14 protein-coding genes and 1 pseudogene are annotated in these 16,529 nt (G+C 71.9%); 8 read left to right on the top strand and 7 right to left on the bottom strand.

Annotated elements, in window-relative coordinates; genetic code table 11:
- The first annotated feature begins 1 nt into the window (after position 1).
- The 4 genes from ACFYO5_RS12855 to pssA all read left to right on the top strand — a co-directional run bounded on the left by ACFYO5_RS12855 (position 2) and on the right by pssA (position 3,402).
- On the top strand, positions 2 to 526 hold the full coding sequence (locus tag ACFYO5_RS12855; RefSeq protein ID WP_388707765.1) for a MaoC family dehydratase: 525 nt from the start codon (positions 2 to 4) through the stop codon (positions 524 to 526).
- 2 nt (positions 527 to 528) lie between these two features.
- Positions 529 to 1,734 (top strand): acyl-CoA dehydrogenase family protein, encoded by a 1,206-nt coding sequence (locus ACFYO5_RS12850; RefSeq protein ID WP_356561497.1) that lies wholly within the window; start codon positions 529 to 531, stop codon positions 1,732 to 1,734.
- Positions 1,735 to 1,904: 170 nt separating this feature from the next.
- Positions 1,905 to 2,561: a phosphatidylserine decarboxylase gene (locus ACFYO5_RS12845; protein WP_356561495.1), complete on the top strand. Its 657-nt coding sequence runs from the start codon at positions 1,905 to 1,907 to the stop codon at positions 2,559 to 2,561.
- Positions 2,548 to 3,402 carry a CDP-diacylglycerol--serine O-phosphatidyltransferase gene (gene pssA / locus ACFYO5_RS12840; RefSeq protein ID WP_356561493.1) on the top strand — a complete coding sequence of 285 codons (855 nt, stop codon included), beginning with the start codon at positions 2,548 to 2,550 and terminating at the stop codon, positions 3,400 to 3,402. Before ACFYO5_RS12845 ends, pssA begins: the two co-directional genes overlap by 14 nt.
- Before the next feature lie 629 nt (positions 3,403 to 4,031).
- On the opposite strand, the gene ACFYO5_RS12835 is transcribed toward pssA, so the two are convergent.
- Complete coding sequence (locus ACFYO5_RS12835) at positions 4,032 to 5,150, bottom strand: glycerate kinase (protein ID WP_356561746.1); 1,119 nt, start codon at positions 5,148 to 5,150, stop codon at positions 4,032 to 4,034.
- A 364-nt stretch (positions 5,151 to 5,514) separates the two neighbouring features.
- Here ACFYO5_RS12835 and ACFYO5_RS12830 point away from each other — a divergent pair, with 364 nt between their 5' ends.
- The 3 genes and pseudogenes from ACFYO5_RS12830 to ACFYO5_RS12820 all read left to right on the top strand — a co-directional run.
- Complete coding sequence (locus tag ACFYO5_RS12830) at positions 5,515 to 6,591, top strand: ADP-ribosylglycohydrolase family protein (RefSeq protein ID WP_388707762.1); 1,077 nt, start codon at positions 5,515 to 5,517, stop codon at positions 6,589 to 6,591.
- Between the two features lie 65 nt (positions 6,592 to 6,656).
- Entirely contained in the window at positions 6,657 to 7,148 is a 492-nt protein-coding gene (locus ACFYO5_RS12825) for an NUDIX domain-containing protein (protein WP_388707760.1), read from the top strand.
- A gap of 68 nt (positions 7,149 to 7,216) precedes the next feature.
- Positions 7,217 to 7,423 (top strand): annotated as a pseudogene (locus ACFYO5_RS12820) (NAD-dependent deacetylase); the annotation flags it as partial.
- A 160-nt stretch (positions 7,424 to 7,583) separates the two neighbouring features.
- Here ACFYO5_RS12820 and ACFYO5_RS12815 read toward each other — a convergent pair.
- The 4 genes from ACFYO5_RS12815 to ACFYO5_RS12800 all read right to left on the bottom strand — a co-directional run bounded on the left by ACFYO5_RS12815 (position 7,584) and on the right by ACFYO5_RS12800 (position 13,813).
- Positions 7,584 to 9,149: a carbohydrate-binding protein gene (locus ACFYO5_RS12815; protein ID WP_388707758.1), complete on the bottom strand. Its 1,566-nt coding sequence runs from the start codon at positions 9,147 to 9,149 to the stop codon at positions 7,584 to 7,586.
- A gap of 281 nt (positions 9,150 to 9,430) precedes the next feature.
- Positions 9,431 to 9,922, bottom strand: a complete 492-nt coding sequence (locus ACFYO5_RS12810; protein ID WP_388707755.1) for a methylated-DNA--[protein]-cysteine S-methyltransferase — start codon at positions 9,920 to 9,922, stop codon at positions 9,431 to 9,433.
- Positions 9,923 to 9,945: 23 nt separating this feature from the next.
- Positions 9,946 to 11,562, bottom strand: coding sequence for an AlkA N-terminal domain-containing protein (locus ACFYO5_RS12805; protein WP_388707753.1), 1,617 nt, complete (start codon positions 11,560 to 11,562; stop codon positions 9,946 to 9,948).
- A gap of 79 nt (positions 11,563 to 11,641) precedes the next feature.
- Positions 11,642 to 13,813, bottom strand: a complete 2,172-nt coding sequence (locus ACFYO5_RS12800) for a heavy metal translocating P-type ATPase (RefSeq protein ID WP_388707750.1) — start codon at positions 13,811 to 13,813, stop codon at positions 11,642 to 11,644.
- Positions 13,814 to 13,858: 45 nt separating this feature from the next.
- On the opposite strand from ACFYO5_RS12800, the gene ACFYO5_RS12795 reads away from it, so the two are divergent.
- Positions 13,859 to 14,215, top strand: a complete 357-nt coding sequence (locus ACFYO5_RS12795) for a metalloregulator ArsR/SmtB family transcription factor (protein ID WP_356561482.1) — start codon at positions 13,859 to 13,861, stop codon at positions 14,213 to 14,215.
- 220 nt (positions 14,216 to 14,435) lie between these two features.
- On the opposite strand, the gene ACFYO5_RS12790 is transcribed toward ACFYO5_RS12795, so the two are convergent.
- Both ACFYO5_RS12790 and lpdA read right to left on the bottom strand, forming a co-directional pair.
- Positions 14,436 to 14,912 (bottom strand): hypothetical protein, encoded by a 477-nt coding sequence (locus tag ACFYO5_RS12790; protein ID WP_388707748.1) that lies wholly within the window; start codon positions 14,910 to 14,912, stop codon positions 14,436 to 14,438.
- A 132-nt stretch (positions 14,913 to 15,044) separates the two neighbouring features.
- The gene (lpdA, locus tag ACFYO5_RS12785) at positions 15,045 to 16,457 is read right to left on the bottom strand and encodes a dihydrolipoyl dehydrogenase (RefSeq protein ID WP_356561480.1); all 1,413 of its coding nucleotides are present in this window, start codon (positions 16,455 to 16,457) and stop codon (positions 15,045 to 15,047) included.
- Between the last annotated feature and the right edge of the window lie 72 nt (positions 16,458 to 16,529).

Genomic DNA, 16,529 nt, shown 5'->3' with positions numbered 1-16,529 from the left:
GATGCAGTTCGGACGCACGTACGAGGAGTTCGAGGTCGGGGCGACGTACAAGCACTGGCCGGGCAAGACGGTCACGGAGTACGACGACCACCTGTTCTGTCTCCTCACCATGAACCACCACCCGCTCCACATGGACAGCAACTACGCGGAGAGGACGACCGACTTCGGCAGGAACGTCGTCGTCGGCAACTACATCTACTCGCTGCTGCTCGGCATGTCCGTCCCGGACGTCTCCGGCAAGGCGATCGCCAACCTGGAGATCGAGTCGCTCCGGCACGTGGCGCCGACCTTCCACGGCGACACGGTGTACGGCCAGACGACCGTCCTCGACAAGTGGCCGTCCAAGTCGAAGAACGACCGCGGCATCGTCTACGTCGAGACCAAGGGCTACAAGCAGGACGGCACGCTGGTCTGCGTGTTCCGCCGCAAGGTGATGGTGCCCACCGAGACGTACACCAAGGAGCGCGGCGGCGAGCAGCCCGGCCGCCCGGAGCTGAACGACCCTTCGGAAAAGACGGAGAAGTAGCCATGGCGCGCCTAGCCCAGACCGCCGGTCTGACCGACGTCCAGCAGGAGATCCTCTCCACCGTCCGCGACTTCGTGGACAAGGAGATCATCCCGGTCGCCACCGAGCTGGAGCACCGCGACGAGTACCCGCAGGCGATCGTCGACGGCCTGAAGGAGCTGGGCCTGTTCGGCCTGATGATCCCCGAGGAGTACGGGGGTCTGGGCGAGTCGCTCCTCACCTACGCCCTGTGCGTCGAGGAGATCGCCCGCGGCTGGATGTCCGTCTCCGGCATCATCAACACGCACTTCATCGTGGCGTACATGCTCAAGCAGCACGGCACGCGGGAGCAGAAGGACCACTTCCTGCCGCGGATGGCGGCCGGCGACATCCGGGGCGCGTTCTCGATGTCGGAGCCGGGGCTGGGCTCGGACGTGTCGGCGATCACCTCCAAGGCGGTGAAGGACGGCGAGGAGTACGTCCTGAACGGCCAGAAGATGTGGCTGACGAACGGCGGTACGTCCTCCCTGGTGGCCGTTCTGGTGCGCAGTGACGAAGGACACCCCGAGGGGACCGCGCCCCACAAGTCGATGACGACCTTCCTGGTGGAGAAGGAGCCCGGCTTCGGCGAGGTCCGACCCGGCCTCACCATCCCGGGCAAGATCGACAAGATGGGTTACAAGGGGGTCGACACCACCGAGCTGATCATGGACGGTCTGCGCGTTCCCGCAGACCGCGTGCTCGGCGGGGTCACCGGCCGTGGTTTCTACCACATGATGGACGGTGTGGAGGTCGGCCGCGTCAACGTCGCCGCCCGCGGCTGCGGCGTCGCCCAGCGCGCCTTCGAGCTGGGCGTGAGCTACGCCCAGCAGCGCCACACCTTCGGCAAGCCGATCGCCCAGCACCAGGCGATCCAGTTCAAACTGGCCGAGATGGCTACCAAGGTCGAGGCCGCCCATGCGATGATGGTGAATGCCGCGCGCAAAAAGGATTCCGGGGAACGAAACGACCTTGAGGCAGGGATGGCGAAGTATCTCGCCTCCGAGTACTGCAAGGAGGTCGTGGAGGACGCCTTCCGGATCCACGGCGGCTACGGCTTCTCCAAGGAGTACGAGATCGAGCGCCTCTACCGAGAGGCCCCGATGCTGCTCATCGGTGAAGGCACTGCCGAGATCCAGAAAATGATCATCGGTCGCAGACTGCTCGAAGAGTATCGATTCCAGGGCTAGATGTCCGGTTGGGGGTGTTTTCTTCGAGAAGAAGATCACACCCCGTCAACCACCCCTTGCCGTCGACTCGGCTTCCTGGCTTACCCAGTTGCGGCCCCGAACCGCTACGATCGCGGGAAAGCCGCCGTCCCCCCGTCGAAGCGCGGCATCATTCGCTACGAAGGTCATCCATGCCCCACAGCCAAACCTCTGCACCTCGCGACAGCCTGGCCGGCGTACGCCTTGCGCGCGGAGCATCGCCGTGGCTCCTCCCGACCGTCGCCACCGCCGCCGTCAGCCTGGTCCGCGCCCGCCGCTCGGGTGTCGCCAAGGCCGTCGCCGTGCCCGCCACCGCTCTCGCGGCGGGCATGCTGTGGTTCTTCCGCGACCCCGAGCGCGAGATCGCTTCCGGCAGGGTCATCTCCCCCGCCGACGGTGTGGTGCAGAGCATCATGCCGTGGAAGGACGGACGGACCCGGGTCGCGATCTTCATGAGCCCGCTCAACGTCCACGTCAACCGCGCCCCGCTGGCCGGCACGGTGACGTCGGTCGAGCACATCCCGGGTGGGTTCGTGCCGGCCTTCAACAAGGAGAGCGAGAACAACGAGCGCGTCGTCTGGCACTTCGACACCGAGCTGGGTGACATCGAGATGATCCAGATCGCCGGTGCCGTAGCCCGCCGCATCGTCCCTTACATCCCCCAGGGCACGAAGGTCGAGCAGGGCGAGCGGATCGGCCTGATCCGCTTCGGCTCACGCGTCGACGTCTACCTCCCCGAGGGTGTGGACGTGGCGGTCGAGGTGGGGCAGAAGACCGTGGCAGGGGTGACTCGCATTGACCGTGATTGACCCGGAGACCCAGACGGGCTGGGTGCCCGAGGCCGACGACGTGGACGAGGTGGAGGAGATGCCCCTCTCGCTGCGTCTGTCGATAGCGGACACCCTCACCCTCGGCAACGCCACGTGCGGCTTCATGGCGGTGTACTTCACCACCACCGGCATCCTCATCCCGCACCTCACCGACAGCCAGGAATCCGGCATGGCGCGCAACAGCGCGGCCACGGCCGTCATCCTCATGCTGTGCGCGGCGGTCTTCGACCTGTTCGACGGTCTCGTCGCACGCAAGCTGCGCTCCTCGCCGATGGGCGCCGAGCTGGACAACCTCTCGGACCTGATCAGCTTCGGTCTGGCACCGGCGTACTTCGTCCTCGTCTACGGCATGGTGGCGGACGACGCCTACCAGCGAGTGGCCGCGGTGGGGGCGATCGTCGTCCTGCTGGCGGTGGTGCTGAGACTGGCGCGCTTCTCCTGTGTGACACCGACGAACGGCATGTTCCAGGGCATGCCGTCACCGTGCGGCGCACTCACGGTCGTCTCGATCGTCCTGCTGGAGCTGCCCTTCGTGGCGACCCTCCTCGCCATCCTGGGCACCGCCTGGCTGATGGTCAGCCGGGTCGAGTACCCGAAGCCGCGGGGCCGCCTGGCCGGCGCGATGCTCGTCTGGATCGTGCTGGCGATGGGCCTGCTCACCGCCTGGGCCTTCGACGCCCCCGGCGGCCAGCTGCTCCTCCAGACGGGCTGCGCGCTCCAGCTGGTCATGGGCGCCGTCATCCCGCTGTTCGCCACGGCCCGCCGGGTGAACACCTTCCGCGACAACCGGCGCGAGGCGCGCGCGGCCCAGCTGCCGTAGCCGCCCTCACACGCCGACGGGTGTGGCCCGGACCTCCGAGGTCCGGGCCACACCCGTTTCGCGTTCGAGGACGTCCGCATCGCATGGCGCCCCCGGGGGCCGGTGGGCCGCACCTCGCGGCGCCCCCGGGGGCCGGTGGTCGGCGAGGCCGGACGACCCGTCCGCACGGCAACCTTCAAGGACGTCCGCACCACACAGCGCCCCCCGGGGGCCAGTGGCCGACGAAGCCCGACGACCCGTCCGCACGCCAACCTACGAGGACGTCCGCACCGCACGGCGCCCACGGGAGGCCGGTGGCCGACGAAGCCCGACGCCCCGTCCGCACGCCAACCTTCAAGGACGTCCGCACCACACAGCGCCCCCCGGGGGCCGGTGGCCGACGAAAGCCCGATGCCCCGTCCGCACGGCAACCTTCGAGGACGTCCGCACTGCACGGCGCCCGAGAGGCCGGTGGCCGACGAAGCCCGACGGCCCGTCCCACGGCGCCCGAGGGAGGCGCCGGTTCCCGGCGACCCGTCCGCACGCCCGCCGACGGCCCGGACACTGCCCGTGCCCGTGCCCGTGCCCGTGCCTGCGCCCACGCCCGACTCCTGCTTCCGCCCCCTGTGCTCGTCGGCGGCGGGGACCGATCAGGTCAGGAAGTCGCGCCCGATCCGCTCCGCGACGCGCTCCAGAATCGGGCCGGCCTCCGCGATGCACTTCGCGATGTCCGGCTCGGCGTCCGTGAGCGGGTAGGCGCGCCTGATCCCGGCCCGGCCCAGGGCCTCCGGCGGCAGCGCGAGACGGCCGCAGACCGCGACGACCTCCTTGCCGGCCGCTCGGGCCGCCGCCGCGACCCCTGCGGGCGCCTTGCCGTGCAGGGTCTGCTCGTCGAGGGAACCCTCACCGGTGATGACCAGCTCGGCCCGCTCCAGCGCCGGTGCGAACCCCAGCACGTCGAGCATGACCTCGATGCCGGCGCGGAACCGGGCGCCGAGCAGCAGCGCGCCGTAACCGATGCCGCCCGCGGCGCCCGCCCCCGGTGCGGCGGCGTACTCGGCGGCCCGCGGACCGACCGAGGCCTCCAGCACCTTGGCGTAGTGCGCGAGCGCCGCGTCCAGCGCCGCCACGTCGTCCGGCGAGGCGCCCTTCTGCGGGCCGTAGACCGCCGGAGCGCCCTTCGGGCCGGTCAGCGGATTGTCGACGTCGCTGGCCAGGACGAGTTCGACGGAGGTGAGGCGGGGGTCGAGACCGGAGAGGTCCGCGCTCGCCAGGTCGGCGAGGCCGCCGCCGCCCGGAGTGACGGGCTCGCCGTCCGCGTCCAGGAAGCGGGCGCCCAGCGCGGACAGCATGCCCGCACCGCCGTCCGTGGTGGCGCTGCCGCCGACCCCGAACACGATCGTCCGCACGCCCGCGTCCAGCGCGGCCCGCAGCAGCTCGCCGGAGCCGTACGTCGAGGCCGTCAGCGGGGCGAACACGCCGGCCGGCAGCCGTTGCAGTCCGCTCGCCTCGGCCATCTCCACGACGGCGGTGTCGCCCCGCACCGCGAACGCGGCGGTGACCTCCTGGCCGAGGGGGCCGGCGACCCGTACCTCCCGGCGTTCGAATCCGGCCGCGACCGCCGCGGCGACCGTGCCGTCGCCGCCGTCGGCGACCGGCAGGGCCTCAACCTCGACCCCCGGCAGTGCCCGGCGCAGTCCGGCCGTCACCCGCTCGGCGACCTCCACGGCCGTCAGTGAGCCCTTGAACTTGTCCGCGGCCACGAGCACCCTGCGAGTGCCCTGCGTTCCGGCGTCCGCCACTTGATCCCCTTGCTCTCCGGGCCCGCGCATTTCGGGGCCAGTCGCGCCGCTGCGACCTTAACCGGAGGACGCCCCCGCCGTCATGCCTGTCCGGGCCGTGAACAGCCACGAAGCGGCTCCCCCGCGCCCTGTCGACACGCCGCGGGTGGCCGGAGGGCGGGCAGCTCGCGAGCGACCGGAGGAGCGGGCGGCACGCGGGCGGACGCGAGGCGGACGGCGGCACGGCTGGGACAGGGCCGAGGCGCGCCGGCGGCGGGCGACGGCGCGTGGGACGGGATGTGGGCCGTCGGGTGGTGGCGCGGTCCGGCCGGGAATCGGGTAGACCGGAAGCATGACCCCTGTGGTGAACGAGCGCGAACTCGCCGACCGGGTGCTCGGGGGCTGGCTGGGCCGGATCGCCGGGAACATGCTGGGCAAGCCGGTCGAGCAGGGCGACCTGTGGACGCGCGACCGCATCGACCGCTATCTGCGGCGGGCGGACGCCCTGCCGCTCACCGACTACCTGCCCGAACCGGCCGCCGACGACGACGGGCCGCCACTGCGCCCCGAGTGGCGTCAGTGCGTACGCGGCCGCGTGCACGGCAGCTGCCGCGACGACGACATCGACTACGCCATCCTCGGTCTGCACCTCCTGGAGACCCACGGTTTCGGCTTCAGCACCGAGCAGGTCGGCGACCTGTGGCTGCTGCGGCTGCCGTATCTCCAGACGTTCACCGCGGAGCGCGCGGCGTACCGCAACCTCGCGAGCGGGCTGAAGCCTCCGCTGACGGCGACGTACGACAATCCGTACCAGGAGTGGATCGGCGCCCTGATCCGTGCCGACGTCTACGGCTGGACCAGCCCCGGCCTTCCCCGCCGCGCCGCCTCGCTGGCCCGCCGGGACGCGGTGCTGTCGCACACCGGCAACGGCGTCTACGGCGCGATGTGGGCGGCGGCGCTGGTGGCCGCCGCGTTCACCGCGCCGTCGACGCGCCACGCCGTGGACGAGGCACTGGCGGTGATCCCGGCGAGCAGCCGCCTCGCCCGGACCGTACGCCGGGTCACGTCGCTCCACCGCACCCGCATGAGCTGGGAGGACACGCTCACCACCGTGGCGGAGGAGACGGCGGGGCTGGGCTGGATCCACACGGTCCCGAACGCCGCCGTCCTCACCGCCGGGCTGCTGTACGGCGACGGGGACTTCACCCGCACCATCGCCCTGACCGTCCGCGGCGGTCTGGACACCGACTCCAACGGGGCGACGGCGGGTTCCGTGGCCGGGGTGCTGACCGGGGCGGCGGCGATCCCCGCGCAGTGGACGGAGCCGTTGCGGGACACCGTGCGCAGCGCCGTCTTCGGCTTCGACGGGGTGCGCATCAGCGAACTGGCGGGGCGCACGCTGCGGCTGGCGGGGGCGGACGCCTGTTGACCGAGCCGGTCGTCCGCCTCCGTGCGCGGCGACGGCCGACGCCGGGAGCTGGATACCCTTCGAGGGTGACCACTGCTGACTACGCCACGTACATCGCCTCGCTGCCCCGCGTCCTGGCCGGCGCCGCGGCGCTCTTCCGGGACGAGCGGGGGCGGGTGCTGCTCGTCGAACCCAACTACCGTGCCGGGTGGGCGCTTCCGGGCGGCACCGTCGAGTCCGACGACGGCGAGACCCCGCGCCAGGGCGCCCGCCGCGAGACGTTGGAGGAGATCGGCCTCGACCGCGAACTCGGCCGGCTGCTCGCCGTCGACTGGGTGCAGGGTACGAACCGGCCGCCGCTGGTGGCGTACGTGTACGACGGCGGAGTCCTCGGCGAGGAGGACCTGAAGGCGATCCGCCTCCAGGAGGAGGAGCTGCTGTCCTGGCGGCTGGTGCGGCGCGAGGAGCTCACCGACCACCTGCCGGGCGCCCTCGGCCTCCGGGTACTGGCCGCGCTGGACGTCCTGGCGGACGGTTCGGGGACGGCGGAACTGGAGAACGGCCACCGGGTGGCGTGACCGCCCCGGGGCCGTGCCCGGTGGGGGCGCTCGCCGGGGGGCCGCGCGGCCGCCGGTGCGGGCTCGGTCAGGTCTTCGTCGCCGCCGGCACCAGTCTCCGGGTACAGCCGGCGGCAGGTCTGGTCGAGGTGGCCGCCGACCACGGCGCCGGGCCGCTCATCGTCAGAGCCGAGCCGACCCCGTACGACGGGATCGCCGACGAGGTGATCCGGCAGGCCGTCGGCACGGCCCTGCTCGCGGTGCTGCGCGGGCTCGGCGTCGGGAACGGTTCCTGAGAGCACGCGCGCCCCGCTGGTGGCGGCGGTGGCGGCCGGAGATCGGCGGCCGGCTGACCGGCAGCCGGGCAGGCGGACGCCCCGGCGGCCGGTGGGCCGTCGGGGCGTCGGGGCGTCGAGGCCGGGCCGCGTCCGTGGACCGGTCGCCGCCGCTGTGGACCTAGTTGCCGCCGAAGGTGACGACCAGGCGGCCGTCCGAGGCGTAGGACCAGTGCAGCGCTCCGGCGTAGGACGAGCAGCGGGAGCCGTTGGTGCCGGACCAGAACTGGTTGGTGGTGTCGGCGGTGCCGATGATCCGGTCGTTGGTGCCGCTGCCACTGCGGCAGGAGGTGTTGTTGGTGAACACCGAGGTGCCGGCGTCGAAGTTGAAGTTGCGCTGGGCGTTGTCGATGCTGACGTTGCCCGACACCGTCATGGAGCCGGGGTTGCTGTTGTAGGTGAAGCCGTGCTTGCCGTTGTGGTAGGCGATGGAGCGCCGGACGATGTGGTTGACCGCGATGTCCTCGCCGCCGAGCTTGTAGCCGTTACGGTCACCGTTGCCGGCCTGGGAGCCGTCGCTGAGGGTGCCGTTGTCGTAGGCGAGGGAGTCCTCGATGGTCACCGGGCCGATCGGGCCGGTGTCCGACTTGGTGTAGAGGTCCCAGCCGTCGTCGATGTTGTTGTGGGACACCGCGTAGCGGAAGACGTTCCCCGGACCGGTGGTGAGCTTGGCGGCGAAGCCGTCGGCGTCCTCGCCGTCGGAGTCGGCGTTGTCGTGCGACTCCGCGCTCAGGATGAGGTTGTTGGAGGGCCACTGGCTGCTGGGGGTGCTGGACAGCATCCGGGAGAGCTGGAGACCGGTGTCGCGGTTGAACCGGGTCACCGTGCGCTCGAAGATGTTGTTGCTGCCGCCGACGAAGATGCCGTTGTCGCCGGCCCGTTCGACGACGATTCCCTTGATGTGCCAGTACGACCCGTTGACGGCGAGGCCGCGGTTGGCGGGGTCCTCGGCCTGGGCCGAGAAGTTCAGGACCGGCGTCTCACCCGGGTAGGCGAGGAGTTCCGTGCGGTCGGCGGCGGTGCCGTTGTTGCCCGCCGGGATGGTGACCGTCTGGGCGTATCCGTACGTCCCGCCGCGCAGGTAGATCGTGCCGCCCGGGGTGATGCGGCTGATCGCCGAGGTGAGCGTCGTGGGCGCCGCCTGGGTGCCGGCCGCGCCGTCGGTGCCGTTCGGCGCCACGTAGAGAGCGGTTGCCGAGGGGGGCGGCGTGGTGGTGCCGCCGACCTCGGCGTCGAGGTAGTCGATGTTGGGCAGTCCGGCGGCGGCGGTGGGGCTGAGCCGGATGGTGTTGCCGCCCGAGGCGACCGGAACCGACAGGGTCTTCGTCGCCCATGTGCCCCAGGCTCCGGTGCTCTCGAAGGAGACCGTGGTGGCCGAGGAGCCGTTCACCGTGAGGGTGGCGGGCCGGGCCGCGGTCGTCCCGTTGGCGAAGCGGATGCTCAGCGTCGCCGTGCCGGCGGCGGAGGCGTTCACGGTGAACTGCGCGTAAGAGCCCACCGCGTTGGTGGCGTTGCAGAATCCGCTGCCGGAGTAGCCGGCCCAGTCGGAGTCGATGGTGCCGGTGCAGACCGCCGGGGAACTCTCGGCCTCGTAGCGGGTGGACGCTGCCTGCGCCGTGTTGCCGGACAACGCGACGAGTGTGCCGGCCAGCAGGCCGACGCACGCGATGACGGGTCTCCGTTGCATCGTTCTCTCTCCAGGTGGTTGCGGCTCGTCCGACGAGGGGTGGGTTGGCTGACCCCTTTTCTCCGCGGCGGGCCCGGTGCGACCATACGGCTGGTTCGGCATGGTGAACATGACCGACGACCGGACTCCGCGCGCAGATGACCAAAGCGCTTAGTTCTGGAAGGTAAGCGCTTGCCATGAGCGGGTCAACGGTCGTGCACATGATTGTTGTTCATCCACATGAACGACAGCCTTGGAGGAACAAGCCCGCCCCGAGCGGCCGGGCCGGCCGGAGAACCCCGCTAGAACAGCGCCGTCACACCCCCCGCGCGCTCCAGGTTCAGCAGCCGCTGCTTGCGGTCCAGGCCGCCCCCGTATCCGGTGAGGCTTCCGTTCGCGCCGACGACACGGTGGCAGGGGACGATGATGCCGATCGGGTTGCGGCCGTTGGCCAGACCCACCGCGCGGGAGGCGGTCGGATTCCCGAGGGCCTCCGCGAGTTCGCCGTAGGTGCGGGTCTCGCCGTAGGGGATCTGCCGCAGCGCCTCCCAGACGGTGCGCTGGAACGGCGTGCCGTGCAGGCTCAGCGGGAGCGCGAACTCCTTCAACTCCCCGGCGAAATAGGCCTCCAGCTGCTCCTCGGTGGCGCCGAAGAGGGTGGCGTCACGAGGGCCGAAGGTCTCCTCCGCCGGGCGGTGGCGCTGTTCGGTCATGTAGAGACCGCACAGAACGCCGTCTTCGGCGACGAGCGTGAGGGGTCCGTACGGGCTGTCGATGACGGTGTGCCGCTTCATGGTGGGTCCGTTCGTGAACGTGCTCAGGCCGGAAGGAAGTTGATCGGATGGGTGTCGGTCGCCCACAGGTACTGGACGGCGTAGGCCCGCCAGGGGCGCCACGCCACCGCGCGCGCCATGAGCGCGGCGGGAGTGGAGGGAAGGCCCAACTCCCGCGCGGCGCGCCGGACTCCGAGGTCGGTGGGGAGGAAGGCGTCGGGGTCGCCGAGGGCGCGCATCGCGATGACGTCGACCGTCCAGGGGCCGAAGCCGGGCAGCGACAGCAGTCGGGCGCGGGCCTGATCCCAGTCGGACTCCACCCCCAAGTGGAGACTTCCCTCAGCGAGTTGCTCCACGAGTGTGGTGAGGGTCGTACGGCGGGTGCGGGGCATCGCGAGGGACTCGGGGTCGACCTCGGCGAGCGCCTCGGGCGTCGGGAAGAGGTGGGTGAGGCCGCCCTCCGGGTCGTCGACGGCTTCCCCGTGCGCGGCGACCAGACGGGCCGCGTGGGTACGGGCCGCCGCCGTGGACACCTGTTGCCCGAGGACCGCGCGCACCGCGAACTCCGCCTCGTCCACGGTGCGCGGAACGCGGCGACCCGGCGCCTTCTCCACCAGGGGGGCGAGCAGCGGGTCCGTGCGCAACCGGTCGTCGACGGCGACGGGGTCGGCGTCCAGGTCGAGCATCCGCCGGCAGCGGCTGATGGCGACGGTGAGGTCCCGCAGGTCACCGAGGGTGAGCCGGCAGGCGACGTGGTCGGGGCGCGGGGCGAGCCCCACGATCCCGTGCCCGTACGGCAGCCGCAGCGTGCGCCGGTACGCCCCGTCCCGCCACTCCTCCACGCCCGGGACGGCGGTCGCCACGAGGTGTCCGAAGAGGTTGTCGGGGTTGAGGGGGGCGCGGAACGGCAGGCGCAGCTGGAGGGTGACGGGGGCGGCCGGTGTCACGGTGGTGTTCGCGGGGCTTGTGGGGCTCGTGATGCCGGTCGTGGTGGAGATGCCATCGGTGCCGGTGGGCCGCGTACCCGGGCGGGGCGGGGGTGCGAGCGTCGGGGTGCGGAGTCCCGCCGTGGTGGCGTCGTACCGCTTCGGGACGCGGGCCCGCAGTTCGGTCGGGGAGAGCGCGAAGACCTCGCGCACGGTGTCGTTGAACGCGCGGACGGAGGCGAAGCCCGCCGCGAACGCCACGTCCGCCATGGACAGCGCGGTGGACTCGACGAGCAGTCGGGCGGTCTGCGCGCGCTGGGCGCGGGCCAGCGCGAGGGGGCCCGCGCCGAGTTCCGCGAGGAGCTGCCGCTCGACCTGGCGGGTGCTGTAGCCGAGGCGGCCGGCGAGGCCGGGCACACCCTCCCGGTCGACCACGCCGTCGGCGATCAGCCGCATGGCGCGGGCCACGAGGTCGGCCCGCCGGTTCCACTCCGGGGAGCCCGGGCTGGTGTCGGGCCGGCAGCGTTTGCAGGCCCGGAACCCGGCCTGCTGGCAGGCGGCGGCGCTCGCGTGGAACACCATGTTCTCCGGCTTGGGCGCCACCACCGGACAGCTCGGCCGGCAGTAGATGCCGGTGGTCAGGACCGCGGTGAAGAACCAGCCGTCGAACCGCGCGTCCTTGGACTGCACGGCGCGCACACAGCGCTCCCGGTCGGTGTACATCCCTTTCAGCATGTGTCCAGCATCAGCCACCGGCCCGTCCGGTGCTGGCGAGAATCCGACATGGACCTCGTCCGTCCAGCACCGTCGCCGATCACCCCTGCCAGGCGCGCTCCCGGAGCAGCCGCAACCCGTTGAGGCCGACCAGCACGGTCGATCCCTCGTGGCCGGCCACCCCGAGCGGCAACGGGAGGTGGCCGACGAGGTCCCACAACACGAGGCCGGTGATGAACGTGCCCGCGATCACCAGGTTCTGTCGCACCAGCCGGCGAGCGGTCCGCGAGAGCCGTACGACCGCCGGCACGGCCGTGAGGTCGTCGCGGACGATCACGGCGTCGGCCGTCTCCAGCGCCAGGTCGGAACCCGCCCGGCCCATAGCGAGGCCCGCGTGGGCGGCGGCCAGCGCGGGCGCGTCATTGACCCCGTCGCCGACGAACAGCACCTTGCGCCCCGCGAGTTGGAGATCACGGACGGCGTTCACCTTGTCCTCGGGGAGCAGGCCCGCGCGGACGTCCGTGATGCCGGTGGCCTCGGCGACCCGGGCGGCGGCGTCCGCGTTGTCCCCGGTGAGGAGGACCGGAGTGGTGCCGGTCAGCGCTGCCAGGGCCGCGGTCGCGGCCGGAGCGGCGGGACGGACTCGGTCGGCAAGGGTGAGGGTGCCTACGGGGGTGGCGTCGCGGGTGACGAGGACGGTGGTGCCGGCCGAGGGGTGCAGGGCCCCGTGCATACGGTCGCCGGGCACACCGTCGGGCTTCCGCATACGGTCGGCAGGCTCCGGCACACCGTCGCGGTGCTGCCTACGATCGGCGGGATCCGGGACACCGTCGGGCCGGTGCATACGATCGGCGGAATCCGGCACACCGTCGGGCCGGTGCATACCGTCGGCGGAATCCGGCACATCGCCGCGGTCGTGCATACAGTCGACAGAATCTCGCACACCGTCGACCCCGTCCATACGGTCGGCGGGATCCCGCATCCTGCCCACCTCCACCACACACCCCTCGACGGTCGCGCGGACCCCTCGCCCGGGCGTCGCCGCGAACCCGCTCGCCGGGGCGATCCGCAGTCCGCGAGCCCGGGCGGCTCCCACGACCGCCCTCGCCAGCGGGTGTTCGCTGGGATGCTCGGCTGCCGCCGCGAGGGCGAGGAGGGCGTCGGCGTCGAGGCCGGACCCCGGCAGCGGGCTGACGTCCGTGACCTCGGGCGTGCCCTCGGTGAGGGTGCCCGTCTTGTCGAGGGCGGCGGTGTCGATCTCGCCGAGACGTTCCATGGCGACGGCGGACTTGACCAGGACGCCGTGCCGGCCGGCGGTGGCGATGGCGGACAGCAGCGGCGGCATGGTGGCGAGGACGACCGCGCACGGCGACGCGACGATCATGAAGGTCATCGCACGGAGCAGGGCGTCCGTCAGGTCCGCCCCGAAGGCGAGCGGCAGGGCGAACACGGTGAGGGTGGCGGCGACGACGGCGACCGCGTAGCGCTGTTCGATCCTCTCGATGAAGAGTTGGGTCGGCGCCTTGGTGCGGGAGGCGTCCTCGACGAGGGTGACGATGCGGGCGATGACGGAGTCGGCGGGGTCGCGTTCGACACGGACGCGGAGCGCGCCGGTGCCGTTGAGGGTGCCGGCGAAGACGTCGTCGCCGGGGCGCTTGACGACCGGGAGGGGTTCGCCGGTGATGGTCGCCTGGTCGGCCTCGCTGACGCCGTCGACGACGCGGCCGTCGGCGCCGATGCGTTCGCCCGGACGGACCACCAGCAGGTCGCCGACGGCGAGTCGGACCGCCGGGACGGTTTCCTCCCCGTCGGCGGTGAGGCGGGTCGCGGTGTCGGGCGCGAGGTCGAGCAGGCCGCGGACGGAGTCGGCGGTGCGGGCGGTGGCCAGCGCCTCCAGCGCGCCGGAGGTGGCGAAGATGACGATCAGCAGGGCGCCGTCGAGGGTCTGGCCGATCGCGGCCGCGCCGAGCGCCGCGACGATCATCAGCAGGTCGACGTCGAGGGTCTTCTCGCGCAGCGCCCGCAGACCTTCGCGTGCCGGTTCCCAGCCGCCAGCCGCGTAGGCGACGGCATACAGGATCCCGTACGCCCACGACGGTGCGCCGCCGACGTCGCACGCGAGGCCGGCCAGGAAGGCGACCGTGGCCGTGAGGGCCCAGCGGGCCTCCGGAAGGGCCAGGAGGCGAGTGCGGCGACGGGGCGGAGTCGGGCCCGCGGCGGTGGGAAGAGAGGCGAGGGAGGTGGACACACGTCGCACGATACAGGAACACATGAAGAGTCGTTCATTCGTTCATGCCTGGTGGGTAGGATACCCCTCATGGGTCATGGAGCCGTCACCACCACAGCCACCGACCGCGTGCGCCTGGACGCGGACAACGTGGCCAAGGTGGCCACCACCCTCCAGGCCCTCTCCACCCCCTCCCGGCTGCTGATCCTCGCCCGCCTGCGCGAAGGTCCGCTTCCCGCCACGGAGTTGGCCGCCGCGGTCGGCATGGAGCAGTCCGCGTGCTCGCACCAGCTCCGGCTGCTGCGCAATCTGGGTCTCGTGGTCGGCGAGCGAAGCGGCCGTTCGGTCGTCTACGCACTGCACGACCACCATGTCGCGGGCCTCCTCGACCAGGCCGTCTACCACGTGGAGCATCTGCGGTTGGGCATCAGCGACACCTCCGAGTGACTCGGGACCGCCTGGCCGGCACGGATGCGGCCGCCGCACGCGGCCGGTCCCACCACCGCCTTCGCGCAGCCCACGGCGGCCCCGCCGCCTCCACGCGGTGACGCGGCACGGCGACGCAATTGCCCCCGACGGCGTCGCCGGGGACGACTGACGTCGACGCCCCTGCGCCCACGCCCGGCCTGACGCCACGACCGCCTGTCGGCCGACCTCGCCTCCCCGGTCAGCCGGCCGACTCCCGCCACGACGCCAGTGCCCGGATCACGAGCACGTCCATCGCCATCACCACCACCGACCACACCGGCTCGTACGGCAGGAACAGGAACTGGGCGACCAGGCTGAGCGAGGCGAGGAGGATGCCGGGGAGGCGGGCCCGGAACGCGCCCCTGAGCAGGCTCGCCCCGGTGACGGCGACCAGGGCGCCCAGGACGAGATGGAGCAGGCCCCAGCCGAGGAGGCTGAGCCCGTAGACGTACGAGCCGACGCGGGCGTAGACGTCGTCCTCGGCGATCGCCGCGATGCCCTGGAGGACGGCGAGGAATCCGCCGCACAGCATCAGGGTGCCGGCGAAGGTGACGCCGACGGTGGTCCGGGGCTCGGAGCGGTCCGTGCGCGGGCGGGGTCCGCCGGGCGGCACGGACCACGCGGTGCCGATCTCGCCCTTCGGGTCGCCGCCCGAACCGGCAGCACCGTCCGCCATGGTGCCCTCCCTCCGTCGGCGCGTCCGTCGGCGCGTCCCTCGGCGCGGCGCGCCGGATGCCAGGACATCCCGGGGGCACGGCGGGGGCCAGTGCGGCGGTGCCGTCCGGGTGAACCGTCCCGCCGTCGGCTCTCACATGTTGATCATGTGCCCGGCCAGGCCGTGCACGGCCTCCTTGACCGCCTCGCTCAGGGTCGGGTGGGCGTGCACGTTCCGGGCGACCTCGTGGACGGTGAGGTCCCACTGCTGGGCCAGGGTCAGCTCGGGCAGCAGTTCGGTGACGTCGGGACCGATGAGGTGGCCGCCGAGCAGCTCGCCGTACTTGGCGTCGCTGATCAGCTTCACGAAGCCGGTGGTGTCGCCGAGTCCGTGCGACTTGCCGTTGGCGGTGAAGGGGAACTTGGCGACCTTCACGTCGTGTCCGAGGTCGCGGGCCTGCGCCTCGGTGTAGCCGAAGCTGGCGATCTGGGGCTGGCAGAAGGTGGCGCGCGGAATCATCGCGTAGTCGAGTTCCATGGTCTCCGCGTCGGCGAGGGTCTCGGCGGCGATGATGCCCATGGACTCGGCCGCGTGCGCGAGCATCAGCTTGGCGGTGACGTCGCCGATGGCGTAGATGTGCGGGACGGAGGTGCGGCAGCGGCCGTCGACGTCGATGGCGCCGCGCTCGGTGACCGTCACGCCGGTGTTCTCCAGGCCGTAACCGGTGACGTTCGGGGCGAAGCCGATGGCCTGGAGGACCTTGTCGGCCTCCAGGACCCGCTGGGAGCCGTCCTTGCCGGTGACGGTGACGCGGACCTGCGGGCCGGACTCGTCGATGGACTCGACGCGGGTCGAGGTGAGCACGTCGATGCCCAGTCGGCGGTACTGCTTGGCCAGTTCGGCGGAGACCTCGGCGTCCTCCAGCGGCGCCATCCGGTCCAGGAACTCGACGATCGTGACCTTCACGCCGTAGTTGTGCAGGACGTAGGCGAACTCGATGCCGATGGCACCGGCTCCGGCGATCACGATGGACTGCGGCAGGTCCTCGGCGAGGATCTGCTCCTCGTAGGTCACCACCCGGGCGGTGCGCTTGGTGCCGGGCAGCAGCCGGGGCGTGGCGCCGGTGGCGATGACGCAGTGCTCGAACCCGATGGTGCGGGTCTCCCCGTCGTAACCGGTCACCTGGAGCGTGTGCGGGTCGAGGAAGGTGCCGCGGCCGTCGTACTCGGTGATCCCGTTCTTCTTCATCAGGAAGTGGACGCCCTTGACGCGGCCGTCGGCGACCTTGCGGCTGCGGCGGTAGGCCTCGCCGTAGTCGAAGGAGACCTCTCCGTCGACCTTGATCCCGAACGTCTTCGCCTCACGGGTGAAGATGTGCGCGAGTTCGGCGTTGCGCAGGAGGGCCTTGGTCGGGATGCAGCCGACGTTCAGGCAGACGCCTCCCCAGTACTTCTCCTCCACGACCGCGACGCGTTTTCCCAGCTGGGCGGCGCGCACCGCGGCGACGTAGCCGCCGGGCCCGGCGCCTAGTACGACGACATCGAAGCGCTCGTCCTGCTCCACCATGGGACGTTCCTCTTCCTCACTCGGCGACACCCGTTCCGTGGTGGATTGTTCCGCTCCCGCGCGCCCACCGCC

The sequence above is a fragment of the Streptomyces sp. NPDC006259 genome, from assembly GCF_042870975.1.
In the GTDB taxonomy this organism is placed as follows: domain Bacteria; phylum Actinomycetota; class Actinomycetes; order Streptomycetales; family Streptomycetaceae; genus Streptomyces.
The sequence above is the reverse complement of the archived record's forward strand: the minus strand, read 5'-3'. Positions and strand labels throughout refer to the sequence as shown.